Origin of the sequence: Pseudomonas abietaniphila (assembly GCF_039697315.1) — a bacterium.
In the GTDB taxonomy this organism is placed as follows: domain Bacteria; phylum Pseudomonadota; class Gammaproteobacteria; order Pseudomonadales; family Pseudomonadaceae; genus Aquipseudomonas; species Aquipseudomonas abietaniphila_B.
Genome location: NZ_CP155619.1, coordinates 3,491,366 through 3,506,218, shown reverse-complemented (window position 1 = coordinate 3,506,218; position 14,853 = coordinate 3,491,366). Strand labels below are relative to the sequence as shown.

Sequence of the window (14,853 nt, the reverse complement as noted above, 5' to 3'; positions counted from 1 at the left end):
CGGTGAATCCGCCGGGCCCGCAGGCCCGGCCATTCAAATCAAATGGCTGCGTTGTTGGCAGCAGGCGCGCGGTGGTAGGCCAGCCAGATCAGCACCAGGCCGCCGATGATCATCGGCAAGCTGAGGATCTGACCCATGGTGACCCAACCCCAAGCCAGGTAACCCAGCTGGGCATCCGGCACGCGAACGAATTCCACGACGAAACGGAAGATCCCGTAGAACAGCGCGAACATGCCGGAAACGGCCATGGTCGGACGCGGCTTGCGCGAAAAGAAGTAGAGAATGACGAACAATGCCACACCTTCCAGCGCGAACTGGTAGAGCTGCGACGGATGACGCGGCAACTGTGCAGGATCGCTGTATGGCGGGAAGACCATGGCCCAAGGCAGGTCGGTTGGTTTACCCCACAACTCGCCATTGATGAAGTTGCCGATGCGTCCGGCGCCCAGGCCGATCGGCACCATCGGCGCAATGAAGTCCATCAGTTGGAAGAACGACTTGCCGTTGCGCTTGCCGAACCAATAGGTCGCGATCATCACGCCGATGAATCCGCCGTGGAACGCCATGCCGCCCTTCCACACCTCGAAGATCAACAGCGGGTTGGCGATGTAATTAGGCAGGTCGTAGAACAGCACGTAGCCCAGCCGCCCTCCGACGATCACACCCATTGCGACCCAGAAGATCATGTCCGAGAGTTTTTCCTTGGTCCACGTCGGGTCGAATCGATTCAGACGGCGTGACGCCAGAAACCATGCACTGCCGATGCCGACCAGATACATCAGGCCGTACCAGTGAATTTGCAGCGGACCGATGGCCACGGCTACCGGGTCAATCTGCGGGTAAGGCAGCATTGCGACTCCTTAAAAATGGGACGCTCGGGGAGCGACGAATCAAATCAGAAAACTTGTACCGACCACGACCAGCAACAGCGCGAACAGTCGTTTTAGCACCCTGGGTGACAGTTTGTGCGCCAGCTTCGCGCCGAACCGGGCGAAGAACATGCTGGTCACGGCAATGCCAATCAACGCAGGCAAATACACGAAACCCAAACTATGCGGTGGCAACACGGGGTCGTGCCACCCAAGAATCATGAAACTTATGGCACTGGCCACCGCGATGGGAAACCCACACGCCGAAGAGGTCGCCACGGCTTGCTGCATGGTCAGACTGCGCCACGTGAGAAATGGCACCGTGAGCGAACCGCCGCCAATACCGAAAATCGCTGACGCCCAGCCGATCACCACGCCTGCTGCGGTCAAACCCGGCTTGCCGGGCACGCCTCGACTGGCCTTGGGTTTGAAGTCCAGCGCCATCTGGATCGCCACCAGAATGGCGAACACCCCGATGATCTTCTGCAGGTTGGGCCCTGCAATATAGCTCGCAGTCAGCGAGCCGAGCCCTGCTCCGATCAGAATCCCCACGGTCATCCAGGCGAACACCCGCCACTGCACGGCACCCACGCGATGATGGGCGCGGACTGACTGGATCGAAGTAAAGACGATGGTGGCCAGCGAAGTGCCCACCGCCAGGTGCGTCAGAACGGAAGCGTCGAACCCTTGCAGCGTGAAGCTGAACACCAACACCGGAACGATGATGATGCCGCCGCCCACACCAAACAGGCCAGCCAGCACGCCCGCGCAGGCGCCCAGGGCCAGATAGAGCAGAAATTCCATGGGTGCCTCCGAAAACCAGTGCGGCATGTTACCGGACCCGGCAAGTGACCTCTAGCAGCGCGCGATGGATGTCCGCCGGATCTGTGCGTAGAGTGGCGAAAAAAGGAGGCCCCGCATGTGCCTGATCGTCTTCGCCTGGCGACCTGACCACTCACAACCGCTGATCCTGGCGGCCAACCGTGACGAATTCTACGCCCGTCCAACCCTGCCCCTCGCGCAATGGGAAGAGACACCGCACGTCTACGCCGGGCGTGATCTGGAGGCAGGTGGCACCTGGCTGGGCGTCAGCAAGGAGGGGCGTTTCGCAGCACTGACCAACATTCGCGATCCGGGAAAACCCTTGGGCCGGCGCTCACGTGGCGAGCTGGTTGCTGATTTTTTGAGCGGCTCATTGTCGATTGACGAATACCTGAACGAAGTTGCCGGGCGCTCGGCAGAGTACGGCGGCTTCAATCTCTTGGTAGGCAATCGTCAGGCACTGCACTTTATCAACGCGACCGATCCCGTGCCCCGCCGCTTGCAAGCCGGGGTCTACGGTGTTTCCAACGCCGGACTCGATACGCCCTGGCCGAAACTGACGAAAGCCAAAGCTGCGCTTTCCGAACACCTGGACCACCCGCAGCCTGACGCATTGTTCAGCTTCCTGGCGGATCCCGACGCGGCGGCCGACGCCGATTTGCCCAACACCGGCGTGGGCCTGGCCACCGAAAAACTGCTGTCCAGCGTGTTTATCGCCAGCCCCAACTACGGCACGCGAGCGAGCACCGTGCTGATCGTCAATGCGGACGGTAGCCGGCGGTTGATCGAGCGCAGTTTTGGGCCGTATGGCGGGAGATTGGGTGAGGTGGAATTAGCGGTGTAACAGGCGGAAGCAGATTTCCTTCGGGAGCGAATTCATTCGCGCTACGGTAGTGCATCCGACAGACATGTGTGGAATGTACCGGCCTCTCGCGACTGAATTCGCTCCCACAGAGGGTATTTTTAGAGGATTGACTACCGATCAATGCCCTTTTACTGAAGAAGGATTAATCATCCGCGACAACCCGAGATTTCTCAGCGCCAGCTGCAGCGAGCTGCTGATGACCTGCGGGTTATCGTTTTTCATCAATTGAGCCAACAGCTCCTTGGCCTTGCTCAGGTTGATCTGGCGCAGCATCCATTTCACTTTCGGCAAGTTGGTGGCGTTCATCGACAGGCTGTCGAAACCCATCGCCATCAACAGCACCGCAGCGGCCGGATCACCTGCCATCTCGCCACAGATACTGACCGGCTTGCCTTCGGCATGGGCGTCGCGCACGACATTTTGCAGCGCCTGCAGCACCGCCGGGTGCAAATAGTCGTACAGATCGGCCACGCGCGGGTTGTTTCGGTCGACCGCCAGCAGATACTGGGTCAGGTCGTTGGAGCCTACCGACAGGAAGTCCACCTGACGCGCCAGCTCACGGGTCTGATAGACCGCTGCAGGCACTTCGATCATCACGCCCACGGGCGGCATTGGCACGTCAGTGCCTTCGTCGCGCACTTCGCCCCATGCACGGTGGATCAGGTGCAGCGCTTCTTCGGTCTCGTGCGTGCCGGAAATCATCGGCAGCAGAATCCGCAGGTTGTTCAAGCCTTCGCTGGCCTTGAGCATCGCGCGGGTCTGCACCAGGAAGATCTCCGGGTGATCGAGGGTGACGCGAATGCCGCGCCAGCCCAGAAACGGGTTGTCTTCCTTGATCGGGAAATAAGACAGCGCCTTGTCGCCGCCGATGTCCAGCGTACGCATGGTCACGGGCAAGGGATGGAAGGCAGCCAGTTGTTCGCGGTAGATCGCCAGTTGTTCCTTTTCGCTCGGGAAACGCTGGTTGATCATGAACGGGACTTCGGTGCGGTACAGACCAACGCCTTCAGCGCCGCGCTGTTGAGCCCGCGCCACGTCTGCCAGCAGACCGGTGTTGACCCACAACGGCATGCGGTGACCGTCCAGCGTGACGCACGGCAATTCGCGTAACGCATCGAGGCCCTGAGACAGCTGACGCTCTTCCTCGACGACCACCGAGTACTGCTTGCGCAGCACTTCGCTCGGGTTGGTGTAGACCTCACCGTGGTAACCATCGACGATCAGCTCGATGCCATCGACCTTCGAATACGGCAGGTCGACCACGCCCATGACCGTGGGAATGCCCATGGCCCGTGCCAGAATCGCGACGTGGGAGTTACCCGAACCCAATACCGACACCAGGCCGACCAGCTTGCCTTCCGGTACTTCGCCCAGCATCGCCGGCGTCAGCTCTTCACTGACCAGAATGGTGTTGTCGGGATAGACCAGGGCTTGCTGACGCGCTTCTTGAAGGTACGCCAGCAAACGACGGCCGAGGTCTTTGACATCCGATGCACGCTCGCGCAGGTAGGCGTCGTCCATCAGCTCGAAACGTTTGACGTGCTCGTTGACCACCGAACGCAATGCGCCCTGAGCCCATTGGCCGGTCTTGATGACGTTGGTGACTTCGCTGCCCAGGGAGGCATCGTCGAGCATCATCAGGTAGACGTCGAACAGCGCACGCTCTTCAGGGCGCAATTGTGTAGCCAACTTCGCCGAAAGGGTACGCATATCGCTACGAACGCCCTCAAGGGCGTTCTGGAAGAGCTTAAGCTCGGCACCGATGTCGGAGACGGTCTTGTCCGGCACCACCTCCAGATCGGCCGGTGGGAGCATGACCAGCGCCGTACCGACCGCAGCACCCGGCGATCCCGGCACGCCCACGAACTTGGCTTCCTGGATGCCCTTGCCCTGGCGCCCCAGCCCGCGGATCGAGCCCGTGGCTTCAGCGTGGGCGATAACACCGGCGAGCTGCGCGCTCATCGTCACGAGGAAAGCTTCTTCGCCCTCGTCGAACTGACGACGCTCCTTTTGCTGAATGACCAGAACGCCGACAACGCGGCGATGGTGAATGATCGGCGCACCGAGGAAGGAGGCATAACGCTCTTCACCGGTTTCGGCAAAGTAGCGATAACGAGGGTGATCGGCGGCGTTTTCCAGGTTCAGCGGCTCTTCGCGCGTACCGACCAGACCGACGAGACCCTCATTGGGGGCCATGCTGACCTTGCCGATAGAGCGCTTGTTCAAGCCCTCTGTGGCCATCAACACGAAACGATTGCTTTCGGGATCGAGCAAATAGACCGAGCAGACCTGGCTGCTCATGGCCTCTTTGACGCGTAACACAATAATCCCCAACGCCGCCTTGAGATCCTTGGCGGAGTTAACTTCCTGGACGATCTTGCGCAGCGTATTGAGCATGGCTCGGGGTCGAACTCCGTGTCAGTCGCGCGCCAACAGGCGCGGGGCAAGCTCTTTGAGTGCGCGTCGATACACCTCGCGCTTGAATGTCACCACCTGGCCTAACGGATACCAATAGCTGACCCATTTCCAGCCATCGAACTCCGGTTTACCGGTCAAATCCATCCGCACCCGCTGCTCGTTGGAGATCAGGCGCAGGAGAAACCATTTTTGCTTCTGGCCAATACACAGCGGCTGGCTGTGGGTACGAACCAAACGTTGCGGCAGACGATAGCGCAACCAACCACGGGTGCAGGCAAGTATTTCAACATCATGCCGTTCCAGCCCGACTTCTTCGTTCAATTCACGGTAGAGCGCGTCTTCCGGCGTCTCCTGAGGGTTGATTCCCCCTTGCGGAAACTGCCAGGCATCTTGATTGATACGGCGAGCCCATAAGACCTGGCCAGCATCATTTGTCAGAATTATCCCGACATTAGGGCGGAAACCATCGGGGTCGATCACGGCTACAACCTCGCAAACGCATGTCGCCGCATTGTTCCACAAAGATCGTGAAGGCAGCAACGAGGCTTCGACAGCTTATCGTGACAACTGCATTAATAGATGCGATCTCTTGATGAAACCTCGTATTCTTGTGCTCTTTTTTCAGCTATTTCAGCGAGTAACCGCATGCGCCTGGCATTATTCGACCTCGACAACACCCTTCTCGGCGGTGACAGCGATCACGCCTGGGGCGATTACCTGTGCGAACGCGGCATCCTTGACGGTGCCGCCTACAAAGCGCGTAACGATGCTTTTTACCAGGACTACCTGGCGGGCACCCTGAACCTGACCGACTACCTGAATTTCAGCCTGGAAATTCTCGGCCGCACCGACATGGCACAGCTCGACGAATGGCATCGGGACTTCATGCGCGACTGCATCGAGCCGTTGATTCTGCCCAAGGCCCTGGCGCTGATCGAGAAACACCGCGCTGCGGGCGACAAACTGGTGGTGATCACCGCGACGAACCGCTTTGTGACCGCCCCTGTCGTTGCTCGCCTGGGTATCGACACGCTGCTGGCGACCGAATGCGAGATCGTCGACGGCCGTTACACCGGCCGGACCACCGATGTGCCGTGCTTCCGCGAGGGAAAAGTCACTCGTCTGAACCGTTGGATCGAAGAGAACGGCTTCAACCTGGAAGGCAGCTATTTCTATAGCGACTCGATGAACGACCTGCCCCTGCTGGAGCAAGTCGCGAATCCGGTGGCGGTCGATCCGGACGACAAACTGCGCGCTGAGGCCACTCGCCGCGGCTGGCCAGTGATTTCGCTGCGCGATTGAAGAACCCCGGGCTGGGGCACGTCGTGTCGACGCTGCCCTAGACGGGTTTGGCGCCCATCAATCCGGCGATAGCGACGAAACACACGGCACTGAAGATCGCCAGCGCTAGGGTGAACGTCGGATTGCCCACGATCACCGGCCGACGCAGCCGGTTGACCCGCACCGCAAGCCAGGCCCAGCTCAAGGCGCCGAACGTATAAAGAATGCTCGCGGCCAAAAGCCAGGTCTGCCCCAGTGACCAACCCGCGTAATGCACCAGCCACCATCCACTGATGGGCAAGATCAGCAAGCACAGCCCCATCAACAGCCAGACGAACCCCCAAGGCCGCTGCATGCTGCGATTCTGCACCGTCAGATCCCCTGCCCTGCGCCCGCGAACGATCCAGACCGTAAGCGCCAGTGCGCAGATGAACAGCAACGCGGTAGCGACCGTGTGCAGGATTTTCAGTGCTGCGAAGTGTTCCATGCGGGTTTGATCCTTATCGGGAAGCCGTGCTTTGAGCGTAGTCGGGCCGCAGAAGTTGCGTTGGTCCGTCATCTCGCCTCTACACGAAACGTCCTGCACAAAGACGCGATCTGCTTCTGCCGAAGGCGTAGGAGCGCGCTTGCCCGCGAATGGCTATAAATTCACCCCGTATCGCGCGTCAACGCTAAACCTGTAGGAGTGAGCTTGCTCGCGAATGCGGTGTGTCAGCCATGGATGTGTTCACTGACCCACCGCATTCGCCACTGTCGTAACCTCCAGCAGCTCCCACAGGTTTGCGCCAACCACATTTTGAGGCAGCCACAGGCTTTGCGTCTGCCAAACATTTGAGGCAACCCCAGGTTTTGCGCCAGCCAAGCATTTGAGGCAACCACAGGTTCCCCGGCAGTCACAAGTCTTGCGACAACCAAGGGCTCTGGGCCTGTACGGTCCCTGTGGGAGACGTCGGAGGTTACGACGGCAGCGAATGCGGTATGTCAGCCATGGATGCGTTCACTGACCCACCGCATTCGCCACTGTCGTAACCTCCAGCAGCTCCCACAGGTTTGCGCCAACCACATTTTGAGGCAGCCACAGGCTTTGCGTCTGCCAAACATTTGAGGCAACCCCAGGTTTGCGCCAGCCGCACATTTGAGGCAACCACAGGTTCTGCGGCAGTCACAAGTCTTGCGACAACCAAGGGCTCTGGGCCTGTACGGTCCCTGTGGGAGACGTCGGAGGTTACGACGGCAGCGAATACGGTATGTCAGTCATGGATGTGTTCACTGACCCACCGCATTCGCCACTGTCGTAACCTCCAGCAGCTCCCACAGATTTTGCACCAGCCACATTTTGAGACACCCCAGGTTTGCGCCAGCCACACATTTGAGGCAACCACAGGTTCTGCGGCAGTCACAAGTCTTGCGACAACCAAGGGCTCTGGGCCTATACGGTCCCTGTGGGAGACGTCGGAGGTTACGACGGCATCGAATGCGGTATATCAGTCATGGATGTGTTCACTGACTCACCGCACTCGCGGGCAAGCGCGCTCCTACAAAAGAAGTAGATCCCTGTCAGCCGAGAAACAACTTGTACGCCGGGTTGTTCGTCTCGTCCCAGTACGGATAACCAATCTCCGCCAGCGCCTTGGGCACCAGATGCCGTTCATCCTCCGGCACCACCAGACCCGCGACGACGCGCCCGTCCGCTGCGCCATGGTTGCGGTAGTGGAACATCGAGATGTTCCATTTGCCGCCCAGCTTGTTGAGGAAGTTGAACAGCGCGCCCGGCCGCTCGGGGAATTCGAAGCGAAACACCACTTCGTCACTGACCCGCTCCGAATGCCCACCGACCATGTGCCGCAGGTGCAGCTTGGCCAGTTCGTTGTCGGTCAGGTCCAGCACCGGGAAGCCTTGAGCGGTCAGGCTGGCGATCAACGCCTTGCGCGGATCGTTTTCGGGGTGGGTCTGCACGCCGACGAAGATGTGCGCCTCGCGGTCGGTGTGGTAGCGGTAGTTGAATTCGGTGATCTGGCGCTTGCCGACGGCCTCGCAGAACGCCTTGAAACTGCCCGGTTGCTCGGGGATGGTCACGGCAATGATCGCTTCGCGGCCTTCGCCCAATTCAGCGCGCTCGGCGACGTGGCGCAAGCGGTCGAAGTTGACGTTGGCGCCTGAGTCGATGGCGACGAAGGTCTGGCCGCTGACCCCGTACTGCTCGGTGTAGCGCTTGATCCCGGCCACGCCCAGCGCGCCCGCCGGCTCGGTGATCGAGCGGGTGTCGTCGTAGATGTCCTTGATCGCCGCGCAGACCTCGTCGGTGCTGACCGTGATCACCTCATCGACGTAATCCTTGCAGATGTCGAAGGTGTGCTGGCCGATCTGCGCCACCGCCACGCCGTCAGCAAACAGCCCGACCTGCTGCAGCACGACCCGCTCGCCATAGGCCATGGCCTGTTGCAGGCAGTTGGAGTCGTCGGGTTCGACGCCAATCACCTTGATCTCCGGGCGCAGGTATTTCACGTACGCCGCGATGCCGGCGATCAGCCCGCCGCCGCCCACTGGCACGAAGATCGCGTCCAGCTGGCCCGGGTGCTGACGCAGGATTTCCATGGCCACCGTGCCTTGCCCGGCGATGGTGTCTGGGTCGTCGTAAGGGTGGATGTAGACGTAGCCTTTTTCCTCGACCAGCTTCAGCGAATACGCCAGCGCCTCGGGGAAGGAATCGCCGTGCAGGACCACCTTGCCGCCGCGCGAGCGCACGCCTTCGACCTTGATCTCCGGGGTGGTCTTGGGCATCACGATGGTGGCCGACACCCCCAGGGTCTTCGCCGCCAGCGCCAGGCCTTGCGCATGGTTGCCCGCCGACGCCGTGACCACGCCCCGCGCCAGTTCTTCCGGGCTCAGCTGCGCCAGCTTGTTGTAGGCGCCACGAATCTTGAAGGAAAACACCGGCTGCAGGTCTTCGCGCTTGAGCAACACCTGGTTGCCCAGCCGCTCGGACAGCTGACGAGCGCCGTGCAGCGGGGTTTCCACGGCCACGTCGTAGACGCGCGAGGTGAGGATTTTCTTGACGTACTGTTCGAGCATCGGGAAAGCATCACTGGCGAGAGGGGCAAGGCCCAGAAGTCTACCCCGCGTCCCGACGCACGACCACACCAAGAGTCAGGCTTTAACCCCGGCATGTCGTTATAATGCCCGCCCTCGGCATATCGCTATCCCCTGTAGGAGCGCGCTTGCCCGCGATAGCGCAGTGCCCGTCGATACATCGGGCATAGACACAACGCTATCGCAGGCAAGCGCGCGCCTACAGGAGACCTCTATCACTGGAGCCAAACCCCGCATGACCCAGGATCAACTCAAACAGGCCGTTGCCCAGGCCGCTGTCGACTTCATCCTTCCGAAACTCGACGACAAAAGCATCGTGGGTGTCGGCACCGGCTCCACCGCCAACTGCTTCATCGATGCGTTGGCCCAACACAAAGGCGCATTCGACGGCGCCGTCGCCAGCTCCGAAGCCACCGCCGCCCGCCTCAAAGGCCACGGCATTCCGGTGTATGAGTTGAACACCGTCAGCGATCTGGAGTTCTACGTCGACGGCGCGGACGAAAGCGATGAGCACCTGAACCTGATCAAAGGCGGCGGCGCAGCCCTGACCCGCGAGAAGATCGTGGCCGCTGTGGCCAAGACGTTCATCTGCATTGCAGACGGCAGCAAGCTGGTGCCCGTACTGGGTGCGTTCCCGCTGCCGGTCGAAGTCATCCCGATGGCCCGCAGCCACGTTGCCCGCGAACTGGTGAAACTGGGCGGCGACCCGGTGTACCGCGAAGGCGTGCTGACCGACAACGGCAACATCATCCTCGACGTTCATAACATGAGCATCACCAACCCGGTGGAGCTCGAAGCCCAGATCAACGCCATCGTCGGCGTGGTCACCAACGGCCTGTTCGCGGCACGTCCGGCTGACCTGCTGCTGTTGGGCACTCAGGAAGGCGTGAAAACCCTGAAGCGCTGATCACTTTTCGATCAACGCCGAGCAGTGCTGGACTAAAACCCTGTGGGAGCGAATTCATTCGCGATGCGGTGGCAAATCCGATGGAGATGTAGCGGATGTCCGGGCCAATCGCGAATGAATTCGCTCCCACGGGTACAGCGCAGCCATGAAACTGGGCGTCGGTCACTGCTTCCTGAACACATAAAACAGATTCGGCTCGCTCACCACGTACAACGTCCCGTCCTCCCCCATCGCGATTCCCTCCGCCTGCGGCACGCTTTTGCTCAAGCCCATGCTGCCCTTGCTCAGCGACACGTTGCCTACAGGCCGACCTTCCGTATCAAGCTCCAGTATTTGCCGGGATTCATCCGACAGCGCCAGCAAGTGCCCGCTGCGCTCATCGAACTGCAAGCTGGACAGATCCCGCACGAACAATCCGGCATCACGCCGTTTGCTGGACGTCACCTCCAGGACATTGGGTGAACCAGGAACGAGGTTGGGAAAACCGCGCACTTCGATGATCTGTACCGGCTTGCGCTCCTTGGCCACAAACAGGCGCTGGCCCTGATTGTCATACGCCAGCCCCTCGAAACCGCTGTTGCCGCCCGCGTCGATGCCCAATGTCAGTTGCTCTGCATCGGCTGAATCCAGAAACAGCGTGCTGTCGTCGATGTGCACCTTGATCAGTCGCTGGTTGTACTCGTCGCTGATCACATAGGTGCCCGGGCTGATGTATTCGACGGCCTCGGCGTCACCGAAGCCGGTGAGCGGAATGCGCCGCACGATGCGCCCGTCGAGGCTCAACTCGACCAGCTCCGGGTTTTTGTTGGTGACCGTGAACAGGGTTTTACGGTGCGGGTCATAACTCAGCGCCGAGACGTTGTCGGGCAACCCGTCAATGACGCGCGCCTCGATCACCACCTCATAGTCATCGAGTCCCAGCGCCTGCGCATCGCTGGCTTGCCAGAAGACGTGCCAGTTGAACCAGAGACGCTCGATGACGCGGTATTCGCGGGCGACAAGGTAGGACCCCGCGAGCACGCACAGAACCAGCAACGTGAGCAGAACGCTTTTCAGGGGGGAGAGACGACGCATGCAGTGGGCTCGGCGACAAACAGGAGGCGCTTTAATATCACCCTAGTCTGAATCCAGCCTTAAAGCGCGCAACCCGTGCCCGTCCATAAATCATGTGTGACGAGCAAGCTCGCGACGCCCGCCCAGACGACCGAACGCGTTGAATGTGCCGGCCTCTTCGCGAGCAAGCTCGCTCCCACAGGTGAGGTGCAAACCCGAATATCAACGACTCATCATTTCTTCTTGAACGAATAAAACAGGTTCGGCTCGCTGACCATATAAATAGTGCGATTCTCGTCCATGGTGACGCCCTCGGCGCGAGGAATGGTATGAGCCAGGCCATTGAGGCCCGTCACCAGCGCTATGAAACTCACCTTGTTGCCCTTCTCGTCCAGCTCCAGCAACAGGTGCGATTCAGCCGACAACACCAGCAGATGCCCGGTTTTCTGGTCGGCGTACAGCGCAGACAGGTTGCGCATGATCAGGTTGTCGTTCACCAGCTTGCGCTTGTCGCCCTTCAAGATGGCGCTGCCATCGGACTTCCAGCTGAACAATGCGGGCGGGCGTTCCTCGCCCAGCAGGATCTGCTGATTCCGCGCGTCCCAGGTCACGCCTTCGAACGCTTTGTTCTGATCCACCGACGGGCCCAGGTCGTATTTCGGGAAATCCTTGATGTCCAGGGTCTTGGTGTCAGGCGTCACCGTGACCATCGTCATCAGGTGCTGACGCTCGTCGACGATGGCAATCAGGCCGTTGCCCAACACCATCACCCCTTCCGGGTTGCTCCAGCCCACCAGCGGGATTTTGCGCAGCACGTCGCCGGTCAGGCTCAGCTCAGCCAGGAATGCGTTCTTGCCCATGACCGAGTACAAGGTTTTGCTGACCGGGTCATAGGACAGATCCGACGCCTCGTCCTTTTCCAGTCCTACCATCGACTTGCCGTCGATATCCACTTTGTAGTCCGGCAGCCAGACGCTGGCCGCACGTTGTTCGGCGGAAGCACTTTGCTCGCGCAACCACAGCAGGCCACGATCGTCCCAATGCCATGCGTACGACAGGCCGACGAGAATCACCACCAGGGCAATCAGCAACCAGGACCAATGAAAACGTGTGCGGCGTGGGGGCTTGCTCAGTTGTTGTGCATCAACGGCCATCGAAACGATCCTGAAAAATTTCATTGGCACAGCGGCAAGGCGCTGCGGTCGGCGACGGATTATCCAGATCGGTTGTGAAAAAAACGGCAACCTGGCAAACCGATATGTCCGCGAAACAAAAAAGGCCGCTTGTGAACCCTCACAAGCGGCCTTCAATAGCCGAGTCCGCTATGAATCAGCGGACGTCGCTTTCAAAACGGCTGTGGCCCGGCAGCTCCAGCACGATCTCATCGCCCACCTGGAACGGCCCAACGCCCGCAGGCGTGCCGGTCATGATCAAGTCGCCCGCCTGCAGCGAAAATTGCGAAGCCATGTGCTGAATCATCGGCACGATGGGGTTGAGCATCTGGTTGCTGTTGCCGTCCTGACGCACTTCGCCGTTAACGGTCAGGCGAATGGAAATATCGGCCAGGTCCGGGTACGCGTCGGCCGAGACGAACGGGGCAATCACCGCCGCGCCGTCGAACGATTTGGCGATTTCCCAAGGCAGGCCTTTTTCCTTCAATTTGGACTGCACGTCGCGCAACGTCAGATCAAGGCCCGGCGCGAAACCGGAAATCGCATCCAGCACTTCTTCCCGACTTGGGTTCTTGCTCAGCGGTTTGCCGATCAGTACCACGATTTCAGCTTCGTAATGCACCGAACCACGGTCCTGCGGGATGGTGAAACCACCTTCGATCTCGACCACGCAGCTGCCGGGCTTGATGAACAGCAGGGGCTCGGTCGGCACCGGGTTATCAAGTTCCTTGGCGTGTTCGGCGTAGTTACGGCCGATGCAGACCACTTTACCCAAGGGGAAATGAACCTTGGTACCGTCGACATACTTGTGCTGATAGCTCATGAGCGCTCCTGAATACGGGTCTTGCTGCTTGTCTTTATCGTGAACCGGCCGGCGGGCAGCTCGAAGCTTACACCGTGAAGATCTTTCCGGGGTTCATGATGCCATTGGGGTCGAACACAGCCTTCACCGCTTTCATGTAGTCGATTTCCACGGGCGAGCGGCTGTACTCGAGGTAGTCGCGCTTGACCAGACCCACGCCGTGCTCGGCGGAAATCGAGCCGTTGTACTTCTCGACGATTTCGAACACCCATTTGTTGACGGTCGCGCACTTGGCGAAGAACTCTTCTTTAGGGAGGTCTTCTGGCTTGAGGATGTTCAAGTGCAGGTTGCCGTCACCGATGTGGCCATACCAGACCACCTCGAAGTCGGGGTAATGCTCGCTGACGATCGCGTCGATCTCATTGAGGAACGCCGGGACTTTCGACACGGTGACTGAGATGTCGTTTTTGTACGGCGTCCAGTGGGAGATGGTTTCGGAAAGGTATTCGCGCAGCTTCCACAGGTTCTGCAACTGCTGCTGGCTCTGACTCATCACGCCATCGATGACCCAGCCTTGTTCCACGCAGTGTTCGAACGTAGCCAGCGCTTCGTTGGCAATCTCTTCGTTGCTCGCCTCGAATTCCAGCAAGGCATAGAACGGGGTCTTGGTCTCGAACGGCTCAGGCACATCCCCCCGCGCCATGATGCGGGCCAGCCCCTTGTCGGAGAAAAACTCGAAGGCCGTCAGGTCGAGCTTGCCGTGAAAGGCATGCAGCACCGGCATGATCGCGTCGAAATCCGGCGTTCCGAGGACCATGCAGGTCAGGTTCTTTGGCGCGCGGTCCAGACGCATTGTGGCTTCGACGACAAAGCCCAGCGTGCCTTCAGACCCGATGAACAGCTGACGCAGGTCGTAGCCGGTCGCGTTCTTGATCAGGTCCTTGTTCAGTTCAAGGATATCGCCCTTGCCGGTCACCACTTTCAGGCCCGATACCCAGTTACGGGTCATGCCGTAGCGAATGACCTTGATCCCGCCGGCATTGGTGCCGATATTGCCGCCGATCTGACTGGAGCCGGAAGACGCGAAATCCACCGGGTAATAAAGGCCGTTTTCTTCCGCGAAATTCTGCAGTTGCTTAGTGACCACGCCCGGCTGGCAGCGCACCGTGCGATCGGTGACGTTGAGTTCGAGGATCTGATTCATGTAATCGAACGAAACGACCACCTCGCCGTTCATCGCCACCGCCGCGCCGGACAGCCCGGTCCGGCCGCCCGAAGGCACCAGTGCGACCTTGTGCTTGTTGGCCCACAGCACGATGGCTTGAACCTGTTCGGTGGTTTTCGGGAAGACGATGGCGCTGGGCGCCGGGGTGTACTGGCGGGTCCAGTCCTTGCCGTACGTTTCGAGGGAGGCGGCGTCGGTGAGGACTTTCCCGGGCTCAACCAAGGTCTTCAGCGCTTCGATTACGGCAACATCGATCATGGGCGAACTCTCGAACTATTCATGGTCATCCTGAGAACGCTTCACGTCGCAGGAGCGGGTATTTAGCGGGGCACATATGCTAGCATACCGC

13 protein-coding genes are annotated in these 14,853 nt (G+C 59.9%); 3 read left to right on the top strand and 10 right to left on the bottom strand.

Translation table 11 applies throughout. The features are described from left to right. Positions 1-38: 38 nt before the first annotated feature. Positions 39-851: a prolipoprotein diacylglyceryl transferase gene (gene lgt / locus ABDX87_RS15675; protein ID WP_346828704.1), complete on the bottom strand. Its 813-nt coding sequence runs from the start codon at positions 849-851 to the stop codon at positions 39-41. A gap of 39 nt (positions 852-890) precedes the next feature. Continuing rightward, a complete protein-coding gene (locus ABDX87_RS15670; protein WP_346828703.1) occupies positions 891-1,673 on the bottom strand; it encodes a sulfite exporter TauE/SafE family protein in 783 nt (260 codons plus the stop codon). 115 nt (positions 1,674-1,788) lie between these two features. On the opposite strand from ABDX87_RS15670, the gene ABDX87_RS15665 reads away from it, so the two are divergent. Next, on the top strand, positions 1,789-2,535 hold the full coding sequence (locus ABDX87_RS15665) for an NRDE family protein (RefSeq protein ID WP_346828702.1): 747 nt from the start codon (positions 1,789-1,791) through the stop codon (positions 2,533-2,535). Between the two features lie 138 nt (positions 2,536-2,673). Here ABDX87_RS15665 and ptsP read toward each other — a convergent pair whose 3' ends face one another. Then, entirely contained in the window at positions 2,674-4,953 is a 2,280-nt protein-coding gene (gene ptsP / locus ABDX87_RS15660; protein WP_346828701.1) for a phosphoenolpyruvate--protein phosphotransferase, read from the bottom strand. A gap of 21 nt (positions 4,954-4,974) precedes the next feature. Then, complete coding sequence (locus tag ABDX87_RS15655; RefSeq protein WP_074751434.1) at positions 4,975-5,454, bottom strand: RNA pyrophosphohydrolase; 480 nt, start codon at positions 5,452-5,454, stop codon at positions 4,975-4,977. 165 nt (positions 5,455-5,619) lie between these two features. Between ABDX87_RS15655 and ABDX87_RS15650 the strand changes: the two genes are divergently transcribed. Then, the gene (locus ABDX87_RS15650) at positions 5,620-6,276 is read left to right on the top strand and encodes an HAD family hydrolase (protein WP_346828700.1); all 657 of its coding nucleotides are present in this window, start codon (positions 5,620-5,622) and stop codon (positions 6,274-6,276) included. 37 nt (positions 6,277-6,313) lie between these two features. Here ABDX87_RS15650 and ABDX87_RS15645 read toward each other — a convergent pair whose 3' ends face one another. Further along, positions 6,314-6,742 (bottom strand): DUF2269 family protein, encoded by a 429-nt coding sequence (locus ABDX87_RS15645; RefSeq protein WP_346833528.1) that lies wholly within the window; start codon positions 6,740-6,742, stop codon positions 6,314-6,316. Positions 6,743-7,812: 1,070 nt separating this feature from the next. Next, positions 7,813-9,327, bottom strand: a complete 1,515-nt coding sequence (gene ilvA, locus ABDX87_RS15640) for a threonine ammonia-lyase, biosynthetic (protein WP_346828699.1) — start codon at positions 9,325-9,327, stop codon at positions 7,813-7,815. A 253-nt stretch (positions 9,328-9,580) separates the two neighbouring features. On the opposite strand from ilvA, the gene rpiA reads away from it, so the two are divergent. Continuing rightward, positions 9,581-10,252: a ribose-5-phosphate isomerase RpiA gene (rpiA, locus tag ABDX87_RS15635; protein WP_346828698.1), complete on the top strand. Its 672-nt coding sequence runs from the start codon at positions 9,581-9,583 to the stop codon at positions 10,250-10,252. Positions 10,253-10,414: 162 nt separating this feature from the next. Here the strand turns inward: rpiA and ABDX87_RS15630 are convergent, their stop codons facing one another. The 4 genes from ABDX87_RS15630 to ABDX87_RS15615 form a co-directional block, all read right to left on the bottom strand. Continuing rightward, on the bottom strand, positions 10,415-11,326 hold the full coding sequence (locus tag ABDX87_RS15630) for an SdiA-regulated domain-containing protein (RefSeq protein ID WP_346828697.1): 912 nt from the start codon (positions 11,324-11,326) through the stop codon (positions 10,415-10,417). A 212-nt stretch (positions 11,327-11,538) separates the two neighbouring features. Continuing rightward, on the bottom strand, positions 11,539-12,459 hold the full coding sequence (locus tag ABDX87_RS15625) for an SdiA-regulated domain-containing protein (protein ID WP_346828696.1): 921 nt from the start codon (positions 12,457-12,459) through the stop codon (positions 11,539-11,541). Between the two features lie 175 nt (positions 12,460-12,634). Further along, entirely contained in the window at positions 12,635-13,300 is a 666-nt protein-coding gene (locus ABDX87_RS15620; protein WP_346828695.1) for a fumarylacetoacetate hydrolase family protein, read from the bottom strand. Between the two features lie 67 nt (positions 13,301-13,367). Beyond that, positions 13,368-14,762 carry an FAD-binding oxidoreductase gene (locus tag ABDX87_RS15615; RefSeq protein WP_346828694.1) on the bottom strand — a complete coding sequence of 465 codons (1,395 nt, stop codon included), beginning with the start codon at positions 14,760-14,762 and terminating at the stop codon, positions 13,368-13,370. Between the last annotated feature and the right edge of the window lie 91 nt (positions 14,763-14,853).